This is a genomic window from Kitasatospora sp. NPDC058965, from assembly GCF_042741245.1.
Classification (GTDB): domain Bacteria; phylum Actinomycetota; class Actinomycetes; order Streptomycetales; family Streptomycetaceae; genus Kitasatospora.
Genome location: NZ_JBHYKG010000006.1, coordinates 1 through 19858 on the forward strand (window position 1 = coordinate 1; position 19858 = coordinate 19858).

The 19858-nt window shown below is 74.9% G+C and carries 20 protein-coding genes; 7 read left to right on the forward strand and 13 right to left on the reverse strand.

All coding sequences use genetic code 11. The annotated features are described in order from the left end of the window. Positions 1 to 82: 82 nt before the first annotated feature. Positions 83 to 778 carry a response regulator transcription factor gene (locus ACFW1A_RS02055; protein WP_110665116.1) on the reverse strand — a complete coding sequence of 232 codons (696 nt, stop codon included), beginning with the start codon at positions 776 to 778 and terminating at the stop codon, positions 83 to 85. Continuing rightward, positions 775 to 2061, reverse strand: a complete 1287-nt coding sequence (locus ACFW1A_RS02060) for a sensor histidine kinase (RefSeq protein WP_380402512.1) — start codon at positions 2059 to 2061, stop codon at positions 775 to 777. The genes ACFW1A_RS02055 and ACFW1A_RS02060 overlap by 4 nt, the downstream gene beginning before the upstream one ends. Positions 2062 to 2335: 274 nt before the next feature. Between ACFW1A_RS02060 and phoU the strand changes: the two genes are divergently transcribed. Together phoU and ACFW1A_RS02070 are read left to right on the forward strand one after the other, a co-directional pair. Further along, on the forward strand, positions 2336 to 3013 hold the full coding sequence (gene phoU / locus ACFW1A_RS02065; RefSeq protein WP_380402516.1) for a phosphate signaling complex protein PhoU: 678 nt from the start codon (positions 2336 to 2338) through the stop codon (positions 3011 to 3013). Between the two features lie 161 nt (positions 3014 to 3174). After that, positions 3175 to 3357: a hypothetical protein gene (locus ACFW1A_RS02070; RefSeq protein ID WP_380402519.1), complete on the forward strand. Its 183-nt coding sequence runs from the start codon at positions 3175 to 3177 to the stop codon at positions 3355 to 3357. 69 nt (positions 3358 to 3426) lie between these two features. Here the strand turns inward: ACFW1A_RS02070 and ACFW1A_RS02075 are convergent, their stop codons facing one another. Then, on the reverse strand, positions 3427 to 4185 hold the full coding sequence (locus ACFW1A_RS02075) for a phosphoglyceromutase (RefSeq protein WP_380402522.1): 759 nt from the start codon (positions 4183 to 4185) through the stop codon (positions 3427 to 3429). A 144-nt stretch (positions 4186 to 4329) separates the two neighbouring features. On the opposite strand from ACFW1A_RS02075, the gene ACFW1A_RS02080 reads away from it, so the two are divergent. After that, a complete protein-coding gene (locus ACFW1A_RS02080) occupies positions 4330 to 5601 on the forward strand; it encodes an MDR family MFS transporter (RefSeq protein WP_380402525.1) in 1272 nt (423 codons plus the stop codon). A gap of 4 nt (positions 5602 to 5605) precedes the next feature. Here the strand turns inward: ACFW1A_RS02080 and ACFW1A_RS02085 are convergent, their stop codons facing one another. Together ACFW1A_RS02085 and mshA are read right to left on the reverse strand one after the other, a co-directional pair. After that, positions 5606 to 6121, reverse strand: coding sequence for a YbjN domain-containing protein (locus ACFW1A_RS02085; protein WP_380402528.1), 516 nt, complete (start codon positions 6119 to 6121; stop codon positions 5606 to 5608). A gap of 69 nt (positions 6122 to 6190) precedes the next feature. After that, complete coding sequence (gene mshA / locus ACFW1A_RS02090; RefSeq protein ID WP_380402703.1) at positions 6191 to 7558, reverse strand: D-inositol-3-phosphate glycosyltransferase; 1368 nt, start codon at positions 7556 to 7558, stop codon at positions 6191 to 6193. 353 nt (positions 7559 to 7911) lie between these two features. Here mshA and ACFW1A_RS02095 point away from each other — a divergent pair, with 353 nt between their 5' ends. Next, positions 7912 to 8634, forward strand: a complete 723-nt coding sequence (locus ACFW1A_RS02095; RefSeq protein WP_380402706.1) for a class I SAM-dependent methyltransferase — start codon at positions 7912 to 7914, stop codon at positions 8632 to 8634. A 185-nt stretch (positions 8635 to 8819) separates the two neighbouring features. Here ACFW1A_RS02095 and ACFW1A_RS02100 read toward each other — a convergent pair whose 3' ends face one another. Then, the gene (locus ACFW1A_RS02100; RefSeq protein WP_380402533.1) at positions 8820 to 9386 is read right to left on the reverse strand and encodes an O-acetyl-ADP-ribose deacetylase; all 567 of its coding nucleotides are present in this window, start codon (positions 9384 to 9386) and stop codon (positions 8820 to 8822) included. A 362-nt stretch (positions 9387 to 9748) separates the two neighbouring features. On the opposite strand from ACFW1A_RS02100, the gene ACFW1A_RS02105 reads away from it, so the two are divergent. Next, entirely contained in the window at positions 9749 to 11344 is a 1596-nt protein-coding gene (locus ACFW1A_RS02105) for a PP2C family protein-serine/threonine phosphatase (RefSeq protein WP_380402539.1), read from the forward strand. A gap of 161 nt (positions 11345 to 11505) precedes the next feature. Here the strand turns inward: ACFW1A_RS02105 and ACFW1A_RS02110 are convergent, their stop codons facing one another. The 4 genes from ACFW1A_RS02110 to ACFW1A_RS02125 all read right to left on the reverse strand — a co-directional run bounded on the left by ACFW1A_RS02110 (position 11506) and on the right by ACFW1A_RS02125 (position 13619). Then, entirely contained in the window at positions 11506 to 11871 is a 366-nt protein-coding gene (locus tag ACFW1A_RS02110) for a DUF2516 family protein (RefSeq protein ID WP_380402542.1), read from the reverse strand. Positions 11872 to 12008: 137 nt separating this feature from the next. Beyond that, complete coding sequence (locus tag ACFW1A_RS02115; RefSeq protein ID WP_380402545.1) at positions 12009 to 12542, reverse strand: hypothetical protein; 534 nt, start codon at positions 12540 to 12542, stop codon at positions 12009 to 12011. After that, complete coding sequence (locus ACFW1A_RS02120; RefSeq protein ID WP_380402548.1) at positions 12542 to 12904, reverse strand: helix-turn-helix domain-containing protein; 363 nt, start codon at positions 12902 to 12904, stop codon at positions 12542 to 12544. Before ACFW1A_RS02120 ends, ACFW1A_RS02115 begins: the two co-directional genes overlap by 1 nt. Positions 12905 to 13013: 109 nt before the next feature. Continuing rightward, positions 13014 to 13619 (reverse strand): ABATE domain-containing protein, encoded by a 606-nt coding sequence (locus tag ACFW1A_RS02125; protein ID WP_380402551.1) that lies wholly within the window; start codon positions 13617 to 13619, stop codon positions 13014 to 13016. Positions 13620 to 13717: 98 nt separating this feature from the next. Between ACFW1A_RS02125 and ACFW1A_RS02130 the strand changes: the two genes are divergently transcribed. Beyond that, positions 13718 to 14461 carry a metallophosphoesterase gene (locus ACFW1A_RS02130; protein WP_380402554.1) on the forward strand — a complete coding sequence of 248 codons (744 nt, stop codon included), beginning with the start codon at positions 13718 to 13720 and terminating at the stop codon, positions 14459 to 14461. Further along, positions 14458 to 15129 (forward strand): LysE family translocator, encoded by a 672-nt coding sequence (locus tag ACFW1A_RS02135; protein ID WP_380402557.1) that lies wholly within the window; start codon positions 14458 to 14460, stop codon positions 15127 to 15129. The genes ACFW1A_RS02130 and ACFW1A_RS02135 overlap by 4 nt, the downstream gene beginning before the upstream one ends. Positions 15130 to 15156: 27 nt before the next feature. On the opposite strand, the gene ACFW1A_RS02140 is transcribed toward ACFW1A_RS02135, so the two are convergent. From ACFW1A_RS02140 to ACFW1A_RS02150, 3 genes are read right to left on the reverse strand one after another with little or no spacing between them, the layout of a single operon-like run. Continuing rightward, positions 15157 to 16272 carry a MerR family transcriptional regulator gene (locus ACFW1A_RS02140; protein WP_380402560.1) on the reverse strand — a complete coding sequence of 372 codons (1116 nt, stop codon included), beginning with the start codon at positions 16270 to 16272 and terminating at the stop codon, positions 15157 to 15159. A gap of 34 nt (positions 16273 to 16306) precedes the next feature. Continuing rightward, positions 16307 to 16570, reverse strand: coding sequence for a hypothetical protein (locus tag ACFW1A_RS02145; protein ID WP_380402563.1), 264 nt, complete (start codon positions 16568 to 16570; stop codon positions 16307 to 16309). Then, positions 16570 to 19803 carry a DEAD/DEAH box helicase gene (locus ACFW1A_RS02150; RefSeq protein ID WP_380402565.1) on the reverse strand — a complete coding sequence of 1078 codons (3234 nt, stop codon included), beginning with the start codon at positions 19801 to 19803 and terminating at the stop codon, positions 16570 to 16572. Before ACFW1A_RS02150 ends, ACFW1A_RS02145 begins: the two co-directional genes overlap by 1 nt. Positions 19804 to 19858: the final 55 nt, after the last annotated feature.

Below are 19858 nucleotides of genomic sequence, written 5' to 3' on the forward strand. Positions count from 1 at the left end.
GCCTCACACCCGTTTCCGGGGTGCGGCCCTCCGTCGTGCCCGGGCCCGGGACCGCCGTCCCGGGCCCCACCGCCGGGGCGGTTTACGGCTCGAACTTGTAGCCCAGGCCACGGACCGTGACCAGGTAGCGCGGGGCGCCCGGGTCCGGCTCGATCTTGGCCCGCAGGCGCTTCACGTGCACGTCCAGGGTCTTGGTGTCGCCGACGTAGTCCGCGCCCCAGACCCGGTCGATCAGCTGCATCCGGGTCAGCACCCGGCCGGCGTTGCGCAGCAGCATCTCCAGCAGGTCGAACTCCTTGAGCGGCAGGTCGACCTTGGCGCCGTCCACCGTCACCACGTGCCGGTCCACGTCCATCCGGACCGGGCCCGCCTCCAGCGCGCCGGGGCCGCTGCCGTCGGTGCCGGCCCCGCCGTCCTCACCGCGGCGGCGCAGCACCGCGCGGATCCGGGCGACCAGCTCACGGGTCGAGTAGGGCTTGGTGACGTAGTCGTCCGCGCCTATCTCCAGGCCGACCACCTTGTCGATCTCGCTGTCCTTGGCGGTCACCATGATGACCGGGACGTTGGAGCGCACCCGCAGCTGACGGCAGACCTCGGTACCGGGGAGCCCGGGCAGCATCAGGTCGAGCAGCACCAGGTCGGCGCCGTTGCGTTCGAACTGCTCCAGCGCGTCCGGGCCGGTGGCGGCGACCGCCACCTCGAAGCCCTCCTTGCGAAGCATGTACGACAGGGCGTCGCTGAACGACTCCTCGTCCTCGACCACCAGTACTCGGGTCACGATCGGGCCTCCGGGGCAGGAAGGGGGGGTGTGGTTGCGGTTTCGACGGGCGCCGGTCCGCTGCTCGGCGCCGGGTGCTGACCGGCGGGCAGCCGGACGGTGAAGGTGGAGCCCTGGCCCTCGACGCTCCAGACGGAGACGGTCCCGCCGTGCGAGGCCGCCACGTGCTTGACGATGGACAGGCCGAGGCCGGTGCCACCGGTGGCGCGGGAGCGGGCCGGGTCCACCCGGTAGAAGCGTTCGAAGATCCGCTCGCGGTCCTTCTCCGAGATACCGATGCCCTGGTCGGTCACCGAGATCTCGATCAGTTCGCCGTCCGCCTCACCGATGGCGGCGGCGCTGGCTATCCGGCGGGTGGCGATCGCCACCCGGGTCCGCGGCGGACTGTAGTTGACGGCGTTCTCGACCAGGTTGCCGAGCGCGGCGGCCAGCTGGCCGCGGTCGCCGTGGATGTAGAGGCCGGCGATGCCGCCGGCCGCGATGTGGATCTGCTTGGCCGCGGCCTGCTGGCGGCAGCGGTCCATCGCCTCGGCGATCAGCTCGTCCACCGGCACCGGCTCGGGGTCCATCAGCAGCCGGTCGTCCTGCACCCGGGAGAGGTCGATGATCTCCTGGACCAGGCTGGCCAGCCGGGTGGCCTCGATCTGCATCCGGCCGGCGAAGCGCTGCACCGCCTCCGGGTCGTCGGACGCGTCCGCGACCGCCTCGGAGAGCAGCGACAGCGCGCCGACCGGGGTCTTGAGCTCGTGGCTGACGTTGGCCACGAAGTCGCGCCGGACCGCCTCGATCCGGCGGCGCTCGGTGAGGTCCTCGACCAGCACCAGGACCAGCCGGGAACCGAGCGGGGCCACCCGGACCGAGACCGACAGCGGCTCGCCGGAGCGCTGCACGCCGGGGCGCGGCACGTCCAGCTCGACCTGGCGGATCTCGCCGTCCCGGCGGGTCGCCCGGGCCAGCGCCAGCATCGGCTCGACCGCCACCGCGCCACCGCGGACCAGGCCCATCGAGTAGGCGGCGGAGCTGGCCTTGACCACCTCGTCGCCGTCGCCGAGCACGATCGCGCAGGAGCGCAGCACCGAGAGCACGGTGTCCACGCCCGGGGGCAGTGCCGGTTCCTGGAGCGGCGAGCTGAGCACCGCCGCGTTGCCGTTCCGTCTGCTGCTGCCGCCACCGGCGGCGCGGTTCTGCTCGCGTTCGCTCCAGCGGAAGGCGATGGAGGCGGTGAGGCCGACACCGAGCCCGGCGATGGCGCAGGCGGCGGCAGCGGCCACATTCACGTCCATGCCGACCAGCGTAAGCGCATCCACCGGGCGCTTTGTAAGCGTCAGATCAAGGCATCGGCCGCGCGTTGCCGAGAATTCACCTTCAGGTAGCTGCCGGTTCACCGCGCTGGCCGGGAGCGGTCGCCCGGGCGGCCCAGTCTGGCGAGGGCAGCCCGTGTGGGTCCCGGCACGCGTACGATGCGCGCCACCAGCAGTGGCCCCTCGCCGGTCGAACACCGGCGCGGCGGCCGGTCGGCACCGCCACCGACACAGCTACTGAGGAGAAGAGAAGAGCATGCGCGACGCGTACCACGAGGAACTCGACTCGATCGGCGACAGCCTGGTCGAGATGGCCCGGCTGGTCGGCTCGGCCATGGGCCGCGCCACCACCGCACTGCTCGACGCGGACCTGGAGCTGGCCGAGTCGGTGATCGCTGCCGACGCCAAGGTCAACGACCTGCACCACGCGCTGGAGGACCGCGCGATCGCCCTGCTGGCCCGCCAGCAGCCGGTCGCCACCGACCTGCGGATCGTGGTCACCAGCCTGCGGATGAGCGCCGACCTGGAGCGCTGCGGCGACCTGGCCCGGCACGTGGCCAAGGTGGCCCGGCTGCGCTACCCGCAGTCGGCGGTGCCGGGCGACCTGCACCCGACCGTGCTGGAGATGGGACAGCTCGCCCAGCGCCTGGTGGCCAAGGCCGGCCAGGTCATCGCCACCAAGGACGTGGACGCCGCGCTGCAGCTGGAGCGCGACGACGACGCGATGGACCAGCTGCACCGCGAGCTGTTCCAGCACCTGATCGACGACCGCTGGCAGCACGGCATCGAGACCGGCGTGGACGTCACCCTGATCGGCCGCTACTACGAGCGGTTCGCCGACCACGCGGTCTCGGTCGCCAAGCGGGTCGTCTACCTGGTCACCGGCGAGCACGCGGGCGACTACGTGCCCGAGGAGCCGCTGCCGGCCGAGTGACCGGTCGGCCCGGTCGCCGCGGTAAACCCGAACAGCCCGGGGTGGGGGAGCACGGAACCACCGCTCCCCCACACCCGCGCGCCCGTTGACGCCCCGTCAGCGGGCGGGCTTCACTCGATGGGCAGGCAGCTGTCTGCCGTCTTCGAGGAGGGCACCGCACCATGACCACCACCCCCGCCCGGCCCGTCCCGGCCCCCGCCGAGTCGGCCACCTGCTGCGCCCCGGCCCGGAAGCTGGTCCTGCTCGGCGCCTGCGGCTGCGGTCCGGGCTGCGGCTGCGGCTGCCAGTCCGGAGCGCCCTGCCAGTGCGGCGGCGCCAGCGGCGGCTGCTGCGGCGGCCACTGACCCCCGGGAACGACGACGGCCCCCGACCCGCGCCATTCGCGCAGGTCGGGGGCCGTATCGGCAAGCGGGTTACTTCTTGCCCTGGTTCTTCACGGCCTCGATGGCGGCCGCGGCCGCCTCCGGGTCCAGGTAGCGGCCGCCCGGGGTGAGCGGCTTGAAGTCCGCGTCCAGCTCGTAGAGGAGCGGGATGCCGGTGGGGATGTTCAGGCCGGCGATCGCCTCGTCGGAGATCCCGTCCAGGTGCTTGACCAGCGCGCGCAGGCTGTTGCCGTGCGCGGTGACCAGCACGGTCCGGCCGGCGGCCAGGTCCGGCACGATCGCGTCGTACCAGTACGGCAGCATCCGGTCGACGACGTCCTTGAGGCACTCGGTGCGCGGACGCAGCTCGCTCGGGATCTCCCCGTAGCGGGCGTCGCCGGACTGGGAGAACTCGGTGCCGTCCTCGAGCGCCGGCGGCGGGGTGTCGTAGGAGCGGCGCCACAGCTGGAACTGCTCCTCGCCGAACTCGGCCAGGGTCTGCGCCTTGTCCTTGCCCTGCAGCGCGCCGTAGTGGCGCTCGTTCAGCCGCCAGCTGCGGTTGACCGGGATCCAGTGCCGGTCGGCCTTGTCCAGCGCGATCTGCGAGGTGCGGATGGCGCGGCGCAGCAGCGAGGTGTGCACCACGTCCGGGAACAGGCCCTCGGAGGCCAGCAGCTCGCCACCGCGCGCGGCCTCCTTCTCACCCTTCTCGTTGAGGTCGACGTCGACCCAGCCGGTGAAGAGGTTCTTCTGGTTCCACTCGCTCTCGCCGTGGCGGAGCAGGATCAGTCGGTAGGTCGTGTCAGCCATGGCGCACAGCTTAGTGCGTCGAAAATAACCGCTGGCTGGCGCACCAGCCCGATCAGTAATGTGTGCTAGTCCACTGAGCCACTTACTGACTCGGTGAGCGGTCACCCCACTCCGCTCACCGGTCCCTGCCGCCCGGGAGCCCCCATGCCCGCACCCGCCACGCTGCTGCCCGCCCGGGTGCGCAGCGCCGCCGCCGAGTCGGTGGGCGGTCTGCCCTCCGCCTTCTGGTGGCTGTGGACCTCGACCCTGGTGAACAAGCTGGGCGCCTTCGTGGTCACGTTCATGGCGCTGTACCTGACCACCGAGCGCGGCTACTCGGCCTCCTACGCGGGCCTGGTGGCCGCGCTCTTCGGTCTCGGGTCGGCGGTCTCCTCGCTGGTGGGCGGGGTGCTGGCGGACCGGATCGGGCGGCGGCCCACCCTGCTGGCCGCCCAGACGCTGACCGCGCTGTGCACCGCGGCGCTGGGCTTCGCCCACGGGCAGCTGATGATCGCCGCCGTGGCCTTCCTCACCGGCTTCAGCGGCAACGCCTCCCGGCCGGCCACCTCGGCGATCATCGCGGACGTGGTTCCGGCCAAGGACCGGGTGCGGGCCTTCTCGCTCAACTACTGGGCGATCAACATCGGCTTCGGCGTCTCCTCGGCGGTGGCCGGGCTGATCGCGGTCCACGGCTACCTGCCGCTCTTCCTCGCCGACGCGGCCACCACGCTGCTCTGCGCGCTGGTGGTCTTCGTCAAGGTGCCGGAGTCCAAGCCGCAGCCGTCCGGGGCCGGCGCGGTGCGGGCCGGGGCGGCGGGGCCGCAGGTCAGCCTGGGGACCGTCTTCCGCGACCGGCGGTTCATCGCGCTGGTCGGCATGACCTTCCTGTTCGCGGTGGTCATGCAGCAGGGCAGCACCACGCTGGCGGTGGTGATGGGCGAGGCCGGGCTGAGCGCCACCCAGTACGGCCTGGTGATCGGACTGAACGGGCTGCTGATCGTGGTGCTGCAGATCCCGGTGACCCGGCTGATCCAGGGCCGCGACCGGGCCCGGCTGCTGATGCTGGGGGCGCTGCTGGCCGGCTGGGGCGCCGCGCTGGCCGCCTTCGCGGGGCACTCCGCACTGTTCTTCGCGCTGAGCGTGGCGATCTGGACCATCGGCGAGATCGTCCAGGTGCCGACCAACATGAGCCTGGTCGCCGAGCTCTCGCCGACCCACGCCCGCGGGCGCTACCAGGGCGTCTCCTCGCTGGCCTGGTCGGCGGCCTCGTTCGCCGGACCGGCCGCCGGCGGCCTGCTGCTGGACCACGCCGGACCGGGCGCGGTCTGGGGCGGCTGCGCGGTGCTGGGCACGGTGGCCGGCGCCGGCTACCTGCTGGTCGGCCGCCGCGCCGACGCGACGGCGACCGCCCGGGCCGCGGCCCGGGCGGCGGCGTAGCGGCTCAGCCGGACCGCTCCGGGCCGGCCAGGTGGGCGAAGGCGGCCAGGTTGCGGGTGGACTCCCCGCGCTTGGTCCGCCACTCCCACTCGCGGCGGATCGCGGTGGCGAAGCCGAGTTCGAGCAGGGTGTTGAACGGCTCGTCGGCGTTCTCCAGCACGGTGCCGAGCAGCCGGTCCACCGTGTCGGCGTCGAGCGCGGAGAGCGGCAGCCGGCCGGTCAGGTAGACGTCGCCGAGCGGGTCCAGGGCGTAGGCGACCCCGTAGAGCCGGGTGTTGCGCTCCAGCAGCCAGCGGAACACGCCCTCGTGGTTCTCGTCCGGCCGGCGGATCACGAAGGCGTTCACCGACAGGGTGTGGTCGCCGACCCGCAGCGCGCAGGTGGTGCTCAGCTTGCGGGTGCCGGGCAGCGTGGCGACCAGCGTGTACGGATCGGCGACGGCGGGCTCCCAGCCGACGCCGGCCTCGTCCAGTGCGGCGGCGAGCAGCGCGAGAGCCTCGTCCTTGGTACGGATAGCCATGGGGCGACGCTACCGGCTGGTACCGCCCGACCGGTACGCCGCGCGCTCAGGCCGGTAGCACCGCAGCGCTCAGGCCGGGGTGCGGCGGCGGCCCGCCGAGCCGGCCAGGGCCCCCGCGTAGACCTCGGCGGTGGCGGCGGCCGCCGCGCCCCAGCCGAAGCCGGCCGCGTGCCGGGCCGCGGCCGCGCCCTGCCGGGCCACCAGCTCGGGCCGGGTCACGTAGGGCTCCAGCTCGCGCGCCCAGTCCGCCGGATCGTGCCCGAGGACCAGCCGGCCCGTCTCCCCGTCGCGCACCGCGACCGGCAGGCCGCCGACCGCGGCCGCCACCACCGGGGTGCCGCAGGCCTGCGCCTCCAGCGCCACCAGGCCGAAGGACTCGCTGTACGAGGGCATCACCAGCACCGTCGCCGCGCGGTACCACTCGGCCAGCTCGGTCTGGCCGACCGGCGGGTGGAACCGGACCACGTCGCCGATGCCCAGCTGGGCGGCGAGCTTCTGCAGGCTCTTCGGCTCCGCCAGCCCGCTGCCGGAGGGCCCGCCGACCACCGGGACCACCAGGTGCTCGCGCAGCTCCGGGCGGCGCGCGAGCAGCACCGAGACCGCCTTGAGCAGCACGTCCGGCGCCTTGAGCGGCTGTATCCGGCCGGCGAACAGCAGCACCGCGGCGTCGGCCGGCAGCCCGAGGCGGGCCCGGGCGGCCCGCCGGGCGGCACCGGGGTCCGGCTCACCGGGCCGGAAGACGTCCAGGTTGACGCCCGGGTGCACCACCTCCAGCTGGTCCGGCCGGGCGCCGTAGTGGCCGGCCAGCTCGCCGGCCTCGTCGGCGGTGTTGGCGATCAGCCGGTCGGCGGCCTCCACCACCTGGGTCTCGCCGATCACCCGGGCGGCCGGCTCGGGGGTGTCGCCCGCGGCCAGCGCGGCGTTCTTCACCTTCGCCATGGTGTGCATGGTGTGCACCAGCGGGACGCCCCAGCGCTCCGCGGCCAGCCAGCCGACCTGGCCGGACAGCCAGTAGTGCGAGTGGACCAGGTCGTAGTGGCCGGGGCGGTGGCCGGCCTCGGTGCGCAGCACGCCGTGGGTGAAGGCGCAGAGCTGGGCCGGCAGGTCCTCCTTGACCAGCCCCTCGTACGGGCCGGCGGTGACGTGCCGGACCAGCACGCCGGGGGCCAGCTCGACGCTGGGCGCCAGGTCGGAGGAGGTGGCCCGGGTGAAGACCTCCACCTCGATGTCGAGCGCGGCCAGCCGCTTGGCCAGCTCGACGATGTAGACGTTCATGCCGCCCGCGTCGCCGGTGCCGGGCTGGTGCAGCGGGGAGGTGTGCACGCTGAGCATCGCGATCCGGCGCGGGGAGCCGGCACGGCCACCGGTCAGCGCATGCAGGCGGGGGCGCGACGGGCTCTGCCGGTCGCGCCGAACCGTCGACACGGGGTGCTTGATCACCTGACTGGGGCCTCTCTGCTTCTGCCTCGCCTACCACTCTGCCGGGTCCAACAGCGAAACAACCGCGCGCCCACTTCGTGCATTCCCCGCAGCGGGAGTGATTCCGGCGCGACCCGGCCGCGCGCCCGGCGGCGCAGCCCCCGCACGGGCGGCGCGCAAGGGCGGCGCACGCGCCGTGCCGGGCGGCGCGGCCGTCCACGTACCCTGCCGTCATGGCTGCTTCCTTCGACCCCGGCGCGTTCGGGCACCCGGCGGGCCGCGGGGACCAGGGCCGCGGCGGGTCGCGCGGGGCGGCCCGGCCGGTCGGCACCGTGACCCGCGGCACCACCAACACCAACCGGCTGCGGCGGATGGACCGCTGGATCGTGCACGCGCTGGCGGCCCGGCTGCGGGCCGCGGCGGCCGCGCCGGTGGCGGTGGACCTGGGCTACGGCGCGGCGCCCTGGACGGCGGTGGAGCTGCACCGGCGGCTCACCGCGGTCCGCCCCGACCTGCGGGTGGTCGGGATCGAGATCGAGCCGGCCCGGGTCGCGGCGGCGCTGCCGTACGCGCGCCCGCCGGGGCTGACCTTCCGGCGCGGCGGCTTCGAGGTGCCGCTGGACGGCGCCCGGGCCCAGCTGATCCGGGCCGCCAACGTACTGCGGCAGTACGAGGAGGAGGCGGTCGAGGCGGTCTGGGCGCGGCTGTGCGACCGGCTGACGCCCGACGGCCTGCTGGTCGAGGGGACCTGCGACGAGGTCGGGCGGCGGCACGTCTGGGTGGCGCTGGGGCCCGAGGGGCCGCGCACGGTCACCTTCGCGGCCCGGCTGGCCTCGCTGGAGCGCCCGTCGGACCTGGCCGAGCGGCTGCCGAAGGCGCTGATCCACCACAACGTGCCGGGGCGGCCGGTGCACGCCTTCCTGACCGAGTTCGACCGGGCCTGGGCGGCGGCCGCGCCGTACGGGGCGTTCGGGGTGCGGCAGCGCTGGGTGGCCGCCTGCACGGCGCTGGCCGGCTCCTGGCCGCTGGTGGACGTGCGCGGGCGGTGGCGGCAGGGGGAGCTCACGCTGCCGTGGGCGGCGCTGGCGCCCTGACCGGGTGGGCGGTGCCGGTACCGGGGCCGCCGCCGGTACCTACGTCGGCGTCGGCACCGGCGCCGCTCGACCTGCCACCCATTTCACTCGAACGAGTTATCGATTTCCTCTGGCGTGTTGACGCGCCGTCAGGCCACTATGGAGCCCATCCGGTGACGCTCCTTGATTCGATCAGACTGCCGCACCTACCCCTCCCGCGACTCCCGCGGGTCGAGCCCCAACGCGTCCCTGACCTGCGCGAAGGTCTGGAACGCCGCTGCATCGAACAGCACGAACCGCACCTCCGCCAGTTCCGCCGCCGGCCCCCGGGCCAGCTCCGCCGCCACCGTCGACAGGGCGATCCGCGCCGCGTCCTCCATCGGCCAGCCGTACACCCCGGTCGACACCGCCGGGACCGCCACCACCCGATCACCCGCCTGCGCCGCCAGCCGCAGCGACTCGCGATAACAGGAGGCCAGCAACTCCGCCCCGCGCTCGTACGCGTGGCCCCCGTGGACGGGGCCGACCGTGTGCACCACGTGCCTGGCCGGCAGCTTCCCGGCCGTCGTCAGCACCGCCTGCCCGACCGGCAAGCCCTTGCCGTAGTGCGAAGCCCGCAGTTTCCGGCACTCGGCCAGGATCTCCGGCCCGCCCGCCCGATGGATCGCCCCGTCCACCCCGCCCCCGCCCAGCAGGGACGAATTGGCCGCGTTGACCACGGCATCAACCCGCTGCTTCGTGATATCACCCTGAACCAATGTGATCTGTGTCACCGTCAGCTCCTCGCCCCGGGCCGCACGCGTGCCCGACCGTCAGTCCCGCCCACCAGCCACCCGGCCCACCACCAGCGTGGCAATAACCACATCCACGCTCACCAGCCAAGGAAATCCTCGGAGATCACGTTATGGTCGCGGAAGGTTCCCTGACTCGTAGTGCCACGCGGGCACTGCGCGCGGATCGCAGCCGTTACCCCGTCAGGGAAGAGGAGGAATCGTCCGTGCCCGCAACGGGAGACGGGGCGGATACCGGCCAGAACCGGTCCGGCACCCCGGCCAAGGCTGGCCCGCGCCAGCGTGTGGCCGCCCCCTGCCCTGATCCGGCCAAGTCCCCGACCGCCGGCACCGGACTGAACGACATGAGCGGCCTGAGCTCCATGCACGGACTGGACTCCCTCGAAGGCCTCGGCCGGTTCGAGGGACTCGGCGCGGTCAGCCCCTTCGGCGACCTCGGCGGGCTGGGCGGCCTGGCCGCCGCGGCGCGTCAGCTGGCGGACCGGGCGGACGCCGCGGGCGCCGGCCCGCTGCCGCTGCCCGCACCGCGGGCCACCGGTCGGCCGGGGGGCGGCGAGCGCGCCGCCGACCCGGTGCGACTGCTGGTGATCGAGAGCGAGGCGGGCGACGCCCGGCTGATCGAGGAACTGATCGCCGCCGGCGGCGCGCCGATCGAGCTGCACCGGGCGCACGGCCTGGCCGAGGCCGCCGTACTGCTCACCCCGGTGCGCAGCGCCCCGGGCCGGCGCGCGCGGGTCGTCCCGGTCGACTACAGCTGCGTCCTGCTCGACCTGGCCACCGGCCCGGCCGGTGCCCCCGGGTCCGAGGGCGACCCGTTGGACGGGCTGCGCGAGGTGCTGCGGCTGGCCCCGAACGCCGCGGTCGTGGTGCTGACCGAGGCCGCCGACGCGCCGCTGGGCGCCGCCGCGGTGGCCGCTGGCGCCCAGGACTTCCTCACCCGGGACGAGACGGACGGTCCGCTGCTGGCCCGGGCGCTGCGGTACGCCGTGGAACGCAAGCGGGCCGACGAGTCGCAGCGCCGACTGGTCGAGGCCGAGCTGCGCGGACAGGAGAACGCCCGCCTGCAGCGCCACCTGCTGCCCACCCCGTTGCTGGACGGGGCCGAGCTGTCCTTCACCCGGCGCTACCGCCCGGGTCGGCGGCGGGCCCTGCTCGGCGGCGACTTCTACGACGCGGTCCGCACCGACGACGGCTCGGTGCACGTGGTGATCGGTGACGTCTGCGGCCACGGTCCGGACGAGGCCGCGCTCGGGGTCGCGCTGCGGATAGCGTGGCGCACCCTCGTCTTCGCGGGCCTGACCGGTCAGACCCTGCTCACCACCCTGCAGCACGTGCTGGAGCACGAGCGGCGCAGCGACGAGATCTTCGCGACCCTCTGCATGCTGGTGATCACCCCGGGCGCCCCGCCGGAGCCGGCTCCGCGCGGTCACCGCAGTGCCCGGGCTGCCGACCAGCTCGGTGCCGGGGCGGCCCAGTCGCGCCCGGCACCGGGGGTGGGCCAGCAGGCGCTGCCCTCCGAGCGACCGGGGCTGGAGTACGCCCAGCTCTACCTGGCCGGGCACCCGGCCCCGCTGCTGCTCTCCGCCGACCGGCGGCCGGTGGTGCTGCCGAGCGACCTGGCCGGTCCGGCCCTGGGGCTGCTCCCCTGCGACGACACCGAGTCGGCCTGGCCGGCCCAGCACGTCGAGCTGGAGCCGGGCTGGAGCCTGCTGCTCTACACGGACGGTCTGATCGAGGGTCGGGTCGGCGCCGGATCGCGCCGGCTGGGCCAAGACGGTCTGATCGGCCTGATCGGCGACCACCAGGCCAACGGGCTCAGCCGCGGCCGCCTGGTGGACGGTGCGCTGGCCGAGGTGGAGGAGCTCAACGGCGGCGCCCTGACCGACGACGTCGCGGTCCTGCTGCTGGAGCGCAACCAGCAGCCCGCGCTGATGGGCTGACGCCGCCGCCGCGGGGCTGACGCCCCGTTCGGCGGGGCGGACGCCCCACCCACAGGCCCCGCACGCCCGACTGACGGCAGCACCTGAGCCGCCGTCAGCCCTCCGGTCCCCTCAATAGCCGCTGACCGGTCGCCGCCGGCCGGTCGCCGGTCAGCGGTCGCTCACCAGCGCTGCCGGCCACCACCGCGCAGGCCCAGCGAGCGCAGCGCCCGGTTGATCGGGTCGTTGGCCCGGCCGCCTGTCAGCGACTGGATCGCCGGGCGGACGTCCACCATGTAGACGATCGCCGCCACCAGGCCGATCAGGGTGAGGAAGCTGCCGATGAAGTTGGCTCCGAACAGCAGGTCGAAGCCGAACGCCAGTCCCAGCACCACCAGCCAGAACGCCTTGCTCTTCTTGTCCGCCGCCCGGTACGCGTCGTCCCGTCGGAACGCCGCGTCCACCAAGGCGTACGCCTTGAAGAGCAGGATCCCGGCCGAGAGGTACCAGAAGGGGTTCAGCAGCTGGAACGACAGGAAGTACGTCACCCAGGTCTCCTCATCCGATCCTTGCCGCTGGTGTCACCCGTTGACTTCCCGCGGCACCGCCCCTCAACCCTGACACACCGGGGCCCCGTCGTGGGACGGGCGGCCGGGGCTCGCCGCCCGTGGCCTCGCGTGCGCCGTCACTGCTCCGTCGCGGCCGGGCGCTTCCGGGCCCGGGGCGACTTCTTGGCCGGCTGCTCGGCCGCGGGCGCCTCGTCCGGAACCGGCTCGGCCTCGACCTCCTCGGCGTCCACCGGCACGGTCTGGGTCCGCTCGACGGTCACGGCCGACTCCTCGACCCAGCCCGGCACGTTCTTGTCCACGACTCCCTTGCCGCGCACAGCCAGCTCGTCGTAGACCTCCTTGGCCTTGACCGCCAGGCCCGCGGCCCGGCCGACCTGCTGCAGCGCGAACTCCTGCGCCTTCTCCTGCAGGCCCTTGACGTCGGACGGCAGCGTGGTGACGGTGCCGATCACCTTGGCCTGGGCCTCCTGCAGCCGGGACACCGCGGCGTCCTGGGCGCCGCGGCGGTCGGCGGCCAGCGCCTCGACCCGGGCCGGCACCTCGCGCAGCATCTCGACCGCCAGGTCGCCCGCGCCCGCGAGCGCGTAGAGCGGCGTCGGGTCGCTCAGCGTCTTGCGGATCTCGTTCCTGATCTCCTCGGTACCGGGCATCAGCTCGTCCTTCCCTGGTTCGTGTTCTCCGCGACGAAAGCCTCGTAGACGGCCAGCAACGCGTGCTTCTGCTGTTCACTGATGGCCGCGTCCGCGAAGATCGCGGCCCGCAGGTCGGCACCGTCGGCCGGGCGTTCCTCCAGGATCCCGGCCTGCACGTAGAGCGTCTCGGCCGAGATCCGCAGCGCCTTCGCGATCTGCTGCAGGATCTCCGCACTCGGCTTGCGCAGCCCTCGCTCAATCTGGCTGAGGTACGGGTTGGACACACCCGCTGCCTCCGCCAACTGGCGCAACGAGTACTGCGCCGTGCGCCGCTGCTCGCGGATGTACTCACCCAGCGAGCTCACGTTCAGTGAAGCCATGGCCCCCATGCTAACTGGAGTGCTTGCAAATGCAAGCACAGCGGGGCGCGGGGCGGACACCTGGTCAGGTCGGGCCCGGCGGGGCCGGCGGCGATCCCGGGACCCGGGGTCAGTCCGCCTCGGACGCGGCGTGGTGGCGCCGGTAGTGGCGGGCGGCCCGGGCCCGGTTGCCGCAGGAGGCTTTGCAGAACTCCTGCCGGCCGTGCTCCTGGAGGAAGTAGCGCACGCACCGGGGCGCGGTGCAGGCGCGCAGCCGGGGCAGGTCGGGGCCGGCCAGGAAGTCGATCGCCGCCCGGGCCAGGGCCGCCGGCAAGCCGCCCGCCGCGTCGCCGACGACCCGCACCCGGACCACCGGCGCGGCACCGGCGGGCCAGTCCAGCACCGGGACCACCGGCCGGTCGGCCGCCGCCGCGTTGAGCAGCTCCAGCGCCCGCTCGGCGGGCAACAGGCGATCGGCATCGGCGGGGCTGGGCGGCGCCGGGCTGACCGCTCGGGCGAGCAGTGCGCGCAGCGCGCCGCGCACGGCCAGCACCCGCGCGTGCAGCGGTTCGGTCACCGGCCCCGCCTCCGTACAGCCGGCCGCGGCCAGCCGCTCCGCCCGGTCGCCCAGCCAGAGCGCCAGACCGGCCCGGTCCGACAGGTCGTCCGCCACCCCGCCGCTGCCGTCGTGGCGGATCGTGCCGGCCAGCTCCAGGGCCAGACAAGGGATCGGCACCAGGGTCACCTCGAGTTCTGCTCTTGATCACTGGGTCGACCGTAGTCTACCGTTCCTAACGGATAACCCGAAGTTTTCCGTTAGAGGGGGAATGCACCATGGTTCTGCTCGCCCAGATCAGCGACCTGCACCTGGACGGCAGCGATCGGGCCCGGGAGCGGGCCGAGCGCGTCATGGACTACCTGCGCGCGCTGCCCACCCCGGTCGACGCCCTGCTCGTCACCGGCGACATCGCGGACCACGGCACCGCGGCCGAGTACCGGGAGGCGGCCCGGATCCTCGCCGCCCCGTTCCCGGTCCTCACCTGTCCGGGCAACCACGACGCGCGGCGGCCGCTGCGCACGGCGCTGCTCGGCGAACCCGGCGCGGACGGACCGGTGAACCGCCTGCACCTGGTCGGCGGGGCCGCGGTGCTGATGTGCGACTCCAGCATCCCGGGCGAGGACGAGGGCCTGCTGGACCGGGAGACCCTCGCCTGGCTGGCCGACACGCTCGACGCGCTGCCCGTCGGCACGCCCGCCCTGATCGCCTGCCACCACCCGCCGGTGACGCTCCACCACCCGCTGCCCGACGCCTACACGCTGCAGAACGGCGACGCGCTCACCGCCCTGCTCGCGGCCCACCCCGAGGTCGTCGCCCTGATCACCGGCCACGCGCACACGGCGGCCGCCTCCACCTTCGCCGGCCGCCCGCTGCTGGTCGGCCCCTCGGTCACCTGGACGCTCGGGCTGCCCTGGGAGGGCCCGGAGCTGACCAACTGGGAGCAGCCGCCGGGGGTCGCCTTCCACGTGCTGGACGCGGAGCACCGGCTCACCACGCACTACCGGGTGGTCCCGCGGTGACGGCGGCGCTCGGCGCGTGGGGTCCGGTCCCCGGCTCCGCGGTGCTCGGCTTCCTCGCCGCCGTCTTCCCGCTGATCGCCACGCCGGGCGCCAGCTTCACCCTGCTGACCCAGCGGGTGACCACCGCCGGGCGCCGCGAGGGCCTGGCGGTGGTGCTGGGCACCGCCACCGGGCTCTACGTGCACGCCACCCTGGCCGGTCTGGGGCTCTCCGCGCTGGTGATGCGGTCCAGCCAGGCGTTCGCCGCGGTCCGGCTGGCCGGCGCGGCGTACCTGGTCGGGCTGGGACTGTGGACCTGGTGGCAGGCCGGCGGCCGGCGGCGGGCAGCCGACGCCGGCGGCGACCGTCCGCCCCGCCGGAGCCGGCTGCCCTGGACCGGCCGGTCCACCTACCTGCAGGCGCTGTTGGGGAACGTGCTCAACCCCAAGGCCGCCTCGGTCTTCTTGACCCTGGCCCCGCAGTTCCTCACGCCCCGTCAGCCGGTGCTCCCCCAGCTGCTCGCCCTGGCCACCGCCCAGGTGGTGCTGGTGGCGGTGTGGCTGCTCGGCTGGGCAGTGGTGATCGGCCGGGCCGCGGCCCTCGCCAGGTCCCACCGGTTCCGGACCGTGCTGACCCGGCTGACCAGCGGGGTCCTGATCACCCTCGGCCTGCGGACGGCCGTCGGCTGACCGGGACGGCGGCCGGGCCGGGCGGCGCTACGAGAGGCGCACCGGCATCAGCACCGAGTAGCTGCCCGCCGCCCCGTCGGCCGAGCGGATCGCCAGCGGGCTGATCGGCCCGCCCAGCTCCAGCAGCAGCTGGCCGTCGCCGCCGCCCGCGGTGAGCGCCTCCAGCAGGAACTCCCGGTTCACCGCCACCCGCAGCTCCTGCTCGGCGGCCGCCGCACCGTCCCCGCCGCCCGCCGCACCGTCGTCGGCGACCACCCGCAGCTCGCCGTCGGCGCCGAGCGCGAGCACGGTGAGGCTGACCGGTCCGCCGGCCGGCTCGCCCTGCTCCGGGACGTACGGACGGGTCGGCCCCTCGACCACCGCACGGCGGAGCACCTCGGCGCCGATCCGCGCCCGGTGAGTGGTCTCCAGCCGGAGCAGCCGCTGGTAGTCGGGGAAGTCCAGGTCCAGCCGCTCGCCCGCCACCGGCGGCTGCCCCGCCGCCTCGGCCAGCACCCGACCGCCCTCGACGGTCAGCGTGAGCTCGCCCTCCCCCGCCCCGGCCAGCGCCCCGATCTCGTCCGCCAGCGCCGCCGGGAGCAGGGCGGTGCACCGCTCGCCGTCAACGCGCCGCACCGCGGCCTGCCCCACCGCCATCCGGTACCGGTCGGTGGCGACCAGGCGCAGCGCCTCGCCGTCCAGGTCGAACAGGATCCCGCCGAGCACCGGCAGTCCGGGGTCGGCGCTCACCGCGAAGCGGACGGCGGACAGCGCCGCCGCGAGTTCGGCGCGGTCCACGGTGGTCTTGGTCATCGACAACTCCCTCAGGTCGATCAGGTCATGGACGAGGGAGAGCTCGCGACGGGCATCGGCCAGGCCGTCCTCCAGGCGCCGCAGGTGCCCGTCGAGCACCCGGTGCGCGGTGTCCGAGCCGGCCGGCGCGTCCAGCACCAGGCGGATCTCGGCCAGCGGCAGCCCGACCCGGCGCAGCCGGCAGAGCAGCCGGGCCCGGCCCAGCTGCTCCGGTGCGTACCAGCGGTAACCGGTCTGCGGGTCCACCCAGGCCGGTCCGAACACCCCGGCGCCGTCGTAGAACCGCAGCGCGCTGATGGTCAGTCCGCTGTCCCGGGCCAGTCGGCCGATGCTGCGCATCTCGCTCTCCACGTCCTGGACTCTGCGGCCTCGACCAGGTCGAGGGTCAAGCATCGAAGCCCTCCACGAGCAGCCGGTAGGTCGGAGCCAGCACGACGGCCAGCTCGCGGCCGCCGATCGTGATCCCCGACGCGGCCAGCCGCTCGACCGGCAGCGGCGCCGCCCCGTCCGACCGCACCGCACCCGGCCGCCCGCCCTCGCGCCAGCGCCGCTCGTCGTCGGTGCCCCCAGCGTCGTCGGTGCCCCCAGCGTCGTCCGCGTCCCGGTGGAGCGTGAACGCGCCCTGCCAGTAGTCGTCCAGCTCGCCCATCAGCGGGCCTCCTCCTGCTCCGACAACGCCTCCTGAGTGAGGCTCAGCAGCTCGCGCAGCTCCCCGGTGGACAGCTCGGTGAGCCACCGTTCGCCCGGGTCCACGGCGGTCTCGGCCAGGGCTCGCTTGCTCTCGATCATCTCCGCGATCCGCTCCTCCACGGTGCCGGCGCAGACGAACCGGCGGACCTGGACGGTGCGCCGCTGGCCGATCCGGTGCGCCCGGTCGGTGGCCTGCTCCTCGACCGCCGCGTTCCACCATCGGTCCAGGTGCACCACCTGGTTGGCGGCCGTGAGGTTGAGTCCGGTGCCGCCCGCCTTGAGCGACAGCAGGAAGACCCCGGGCCCGTCCGGCCGCTGGAACCGGCCGATCAGTTCGTCCCGCCGCCGGGCGGACAGTCCGCCGTGCAGGAAGAGCACCTCGGTGCCGAGCCGCTCGGCCAGGTGGTGCTGGAGCATCGCGCCGAACTCGGTGTACTGGGTGAAGACCAGGGTGCGGTCGCCTTCGGCGAGCGCCTCGGCCAGCAGTTCCTCCAGCCGGGCCACCTTGCCGGACCGGTCGGCCACCGGCGAGCCGTCGTGCAGCAGCTGGGCCGGGTGGTTGCAGACCTGCTTGAGCCGCCCGATGGCGCCCAGCACCGCCCCCTTGCGCTCCACCCCCTTGGCGCCGCGCAACCGGTGCAGCAGGTCGGCGACCACGGCCTGGTAGAGGCCGACCTGCTCCGCGGTCAGGGTGCACCAGACGGTCATCTCCTGCTTGGCCGGCAGGTCGGCCAGCACCCCGGGGTCGTCCTTGCGCCGCCGCAGCACGAACGGGCCGGTCCGACGGCGCAGTTCGGCCGCCCGCCGGAGACTGCCCCGCTGCTCCACCGGCGCTGCGTAGCGCTCCTTGAAGGCGGCGGCCGAGCCCAGCAGCCCGGGGTTGGCGAAGTCGAGCAGCGCGTGCAGCTCGGCGAGGCGGTTCTCCACCGGGGTACCGGTCAGCGCGATCCGGTGCTCGGCCGGGATCGAACGCAGCGCCCGGGACTGCGCGGTGGCGCTGTTCTTCACGGTCTGCGCCTCGTCGGCGATCACCCGGCGCCAGGGCAGCGCGCGCAGTTGCGGCGCGTCCCGCTGCAGCACCCCGTAGCTGGTGATCACCAGGTCGGCTCCGGCCACCGCGGCGCGCAGCTCCCGCTGCTGCGGGCGGTCGGCGCCGTGCTGCACGTGGACCCGCAGCATCGGGGCGAACCGGGCCGCCTCCCGGTGCCAGTTGGCGATCAGCGACATCGGGCAGACCAGCAGGGTCGGCCGGGCGTCCGGCCCGCCGGCCCGGCCCCGCCCGGTGCCGGCCCCGCCCGCGGCGCCCTGCTGCCGGGCGTGCTCGACCGCCAGCAGGGCCAGCGTCTGCACGGTCTTGCCCAGCCCCATGTCGTCGGCCAGCACCGCGCCCAGGCCGAGCCGGCTGAGCGCGTCCAACCAGGCCACCCCGCGCTGCTGGTAGGGGCGGAGCACCGCGCCGAAGCCGGCGGGCACCCGCACCTCGGGCACCGCGCCCGCCGCGCCGCCCTCACCGCCCGCGCCTCCAGAGCCGCCCGCGCCGCCCGACAGCAGGTCGCCGAGCACCCCGGTGGCCCGGACCGCGCCGACCGGCAGCCCGGCCACCAGGGCACCCGGGTCCAGCGCCAGCCGCAGCAGCGGCCCGGGCGGACTCTCGCCGCTGCCCAGCCGGTTCAGGAAGTCCACCGCCACACCCAGCTGACGGGCGTCCACCTCGATCCACTGGCCGCGGATCCGGACCAGTCCCCGCTTGGCGGCGGCCAGTTCGGCCAGCTCCTGCTCGGTGAGCGGCGCACCGTCCAGGGCCAGCTGCCAGCGGAAGGCGAGCAGCGCGTCCCGGTCCAGCCGCTCGTCCCGCCGGACGGCGGCGGTCGCCCCCGGCCGCACCGACAGCGCCATCCCCAGCCGTGGCCGGCGCTGCCACCAGGTGGGCAGCAGCACGCCGAAGCCGGCCCCGGCGAGCACCGGCGCACTCTCGCGCAGGAAGTCGAGCACGCCGTCGCGGTCCGGCATCAGCGCCTTGGGGCGCGGCGCGCGCAGGTCGGCGAGCAGGCCGGGACGGCAGCGGGCGGCCCGGTCCAGTTCGGCCAGGAGGCTCGCCCGTGGATCGGGGGTGTGCCGCTCGAAGGCGGCCACGGCCGCACCGCCGGCCCACAGCTCGGCGGCGGTGACCAGCAGCGAGGGCTCGTCGACCGCCTGGAGCAGGAAGTCGATGCGCCAGTGCTCGCCGACCGCCCGGCCCTCCGGGTCGGCCGGATCGGGTCCGAGCGGTTCGACCACCCGGAAGCAGAGCCGCACCGCTGGGTCGGCGGGGCCGCCGGAGGCGTGCCAGCGGGCGAGGCGTTCGGCGAGCCCGTCCAGCTCACCGGGAGCGGCGGTGAACCGCCCGTCCCCCGTGCCCAGCGCCGCGTACCAGTCCCCGGCCACCGCGGGTACCGCAGGCACCGCGGCTACTGCAGGCACCGCGGGCGCCCCGACGGCGGCGGCCGCCCCCGGCGCCGCCGACCGCTCCGCCAGCCGGGCCCTGACCTCGCGGTCGGTCAGCACCTCCAGCGCCTCCGCCAGCAGCTCGGCCCCGGTGCGCTCCGCCCGGAGCACCCCCGGGCACCCGGCCGCCAGCGCATCCGCCTCACGGCGCTGCGCCGCGTCCGGCACCGGCAGCCAGCGGGCCGCCCCGGCGCCGTCGCCGGTCCGCCGCAGCCCGGGCAGCACCCGGCCGGTGCCCGCCAGCCGCCAGGCCAGGTCGTGCACCCCGGTCAACCAGCGCAGCGAGGCCCCGTACGAGACGTCGACCCGGCCGGCGTCCGGCAGTTCGGAGCTGCTGAGCGCCCACCGCGGGTCGAAGAGCTCACCCAGCAGCTGCGCGCTCTCGGCCGGTCCGAACACCAGCACCGGCACCCGCCAGGGCCGCAGCACCAGGCCGCCCGGGGAGTGCCCGCCGAGCAGGTCGGGCGAGGCGGCCGGCGCGCCGGAGAGCGAGGGGAGGGCGAGCGTGGCCCAGCGTTCGGATGCCTGACCGGCCAGCCATTCGAGGCCGGGGCCGATCCCGGCGAGGACCTGCGCGAGCGTCCCGGCCGAGCAGGCGAACGGATGCGATCCCGTGCCTGCGCTGCCCACCGTCCCGCGGGCGCGCGCGTCCTCGGCCCAGAGCGCGACCCGGTCCCCGTTCCGCCACAGCGCGTGCACCGCGAACACCCTGGGCCACCTCCTCCCCAGCACCCTAACCAGCACGGGAGACACACCCACGCTT

Bases quoted from the DNA above. Each gene is read 5' to 3' on its own strand.
- ACFW1A_RS02075 (WP_380402522.1), bottom strand. From the start codon at position 4,185: ATGGCTGACACGACCTACCGACTGATCCTGCTCCGCCACGGCGAGAGC.
- ACFW1A_RS02120 (WP_380402548.1), bottom strand. From the start codon at position 12,904: ATGGCTTCACTGAACGTGAGCTCGCTGGGTGAGTACATCCGCGAGCAG.
- phoU (WP_380402516.1), top strand. From the start codon at position 2,336: ATGCGCGACGCGTACCACGAGGAACTCGACTCGATCGGCGACAGCCTG.
- ACFW1A_RS02085 (WP_380402528.1), bottom strand. From the start codon at position 6,121: ATGGCTATCCGTACCAAGGACGAGGCTCTCGCGCTGCTCGCCGCCGCA.
- ACFW1A_RS02095 (WP_380402706.1), top strand. From the start codon at position 7,912: ATGGACCGCTGGATCGTGCACGCGCTGGCGGCCCGGCTGCGGGCCGCG.
- ACFW1A_RS02145 (WP_380402563.1), bottom strand. From the start codon at position 16,570: ATGGGCGAGCTGGACGACTACTGGCAGGGCGCGTTCACGCTCCACCGG.
- ACFW1A_RS02105 (WP_380402539.1), top strand. From the start codon at position 9,749: ATGAGCGGCCTGAGCTCCATGCACGGACTGGACTCCCTCGAAGGCCTC.
- ACFW1A_RS02115 (WP_380402545.1), bottom strand. From the start codon at position 12,542: ATGCCCGGTACCGAGGAGATCAGGAACGAGATCCGCAAGACGCTGAGC.
- ACFW1A_RS02070 (WP_380402519.1), top strand. From the start codon at position 3,175: ATGACCACCACCCCCGCCCGGCCCGTCCCGGCCCCCGCCGAGTCGGCC.
- ACFW1A_RS02080 (WP_380402525.1), top strand. From the start codon at position 4,330: ATGCCCGCACCCGCCACGCTGCTGCCCGCCCGGGTGCGCAGCGCCGCC.
- ACFW1A_RS02060 (WP_380402512.1), bottom strand. From the start codon at position 2,061: ATGGACGTGAATGTGGCCGCTGCCGCCGCCTGCGCCATCGCCGGGCTC.
- ACFW1A_RS02130 (WP_380402554.1), top strand. From the start codon at position 13,718: ATGGTTCTGCTCGCCCAGATCAGCGACCTGCACCTGGACGGCAGCGAT.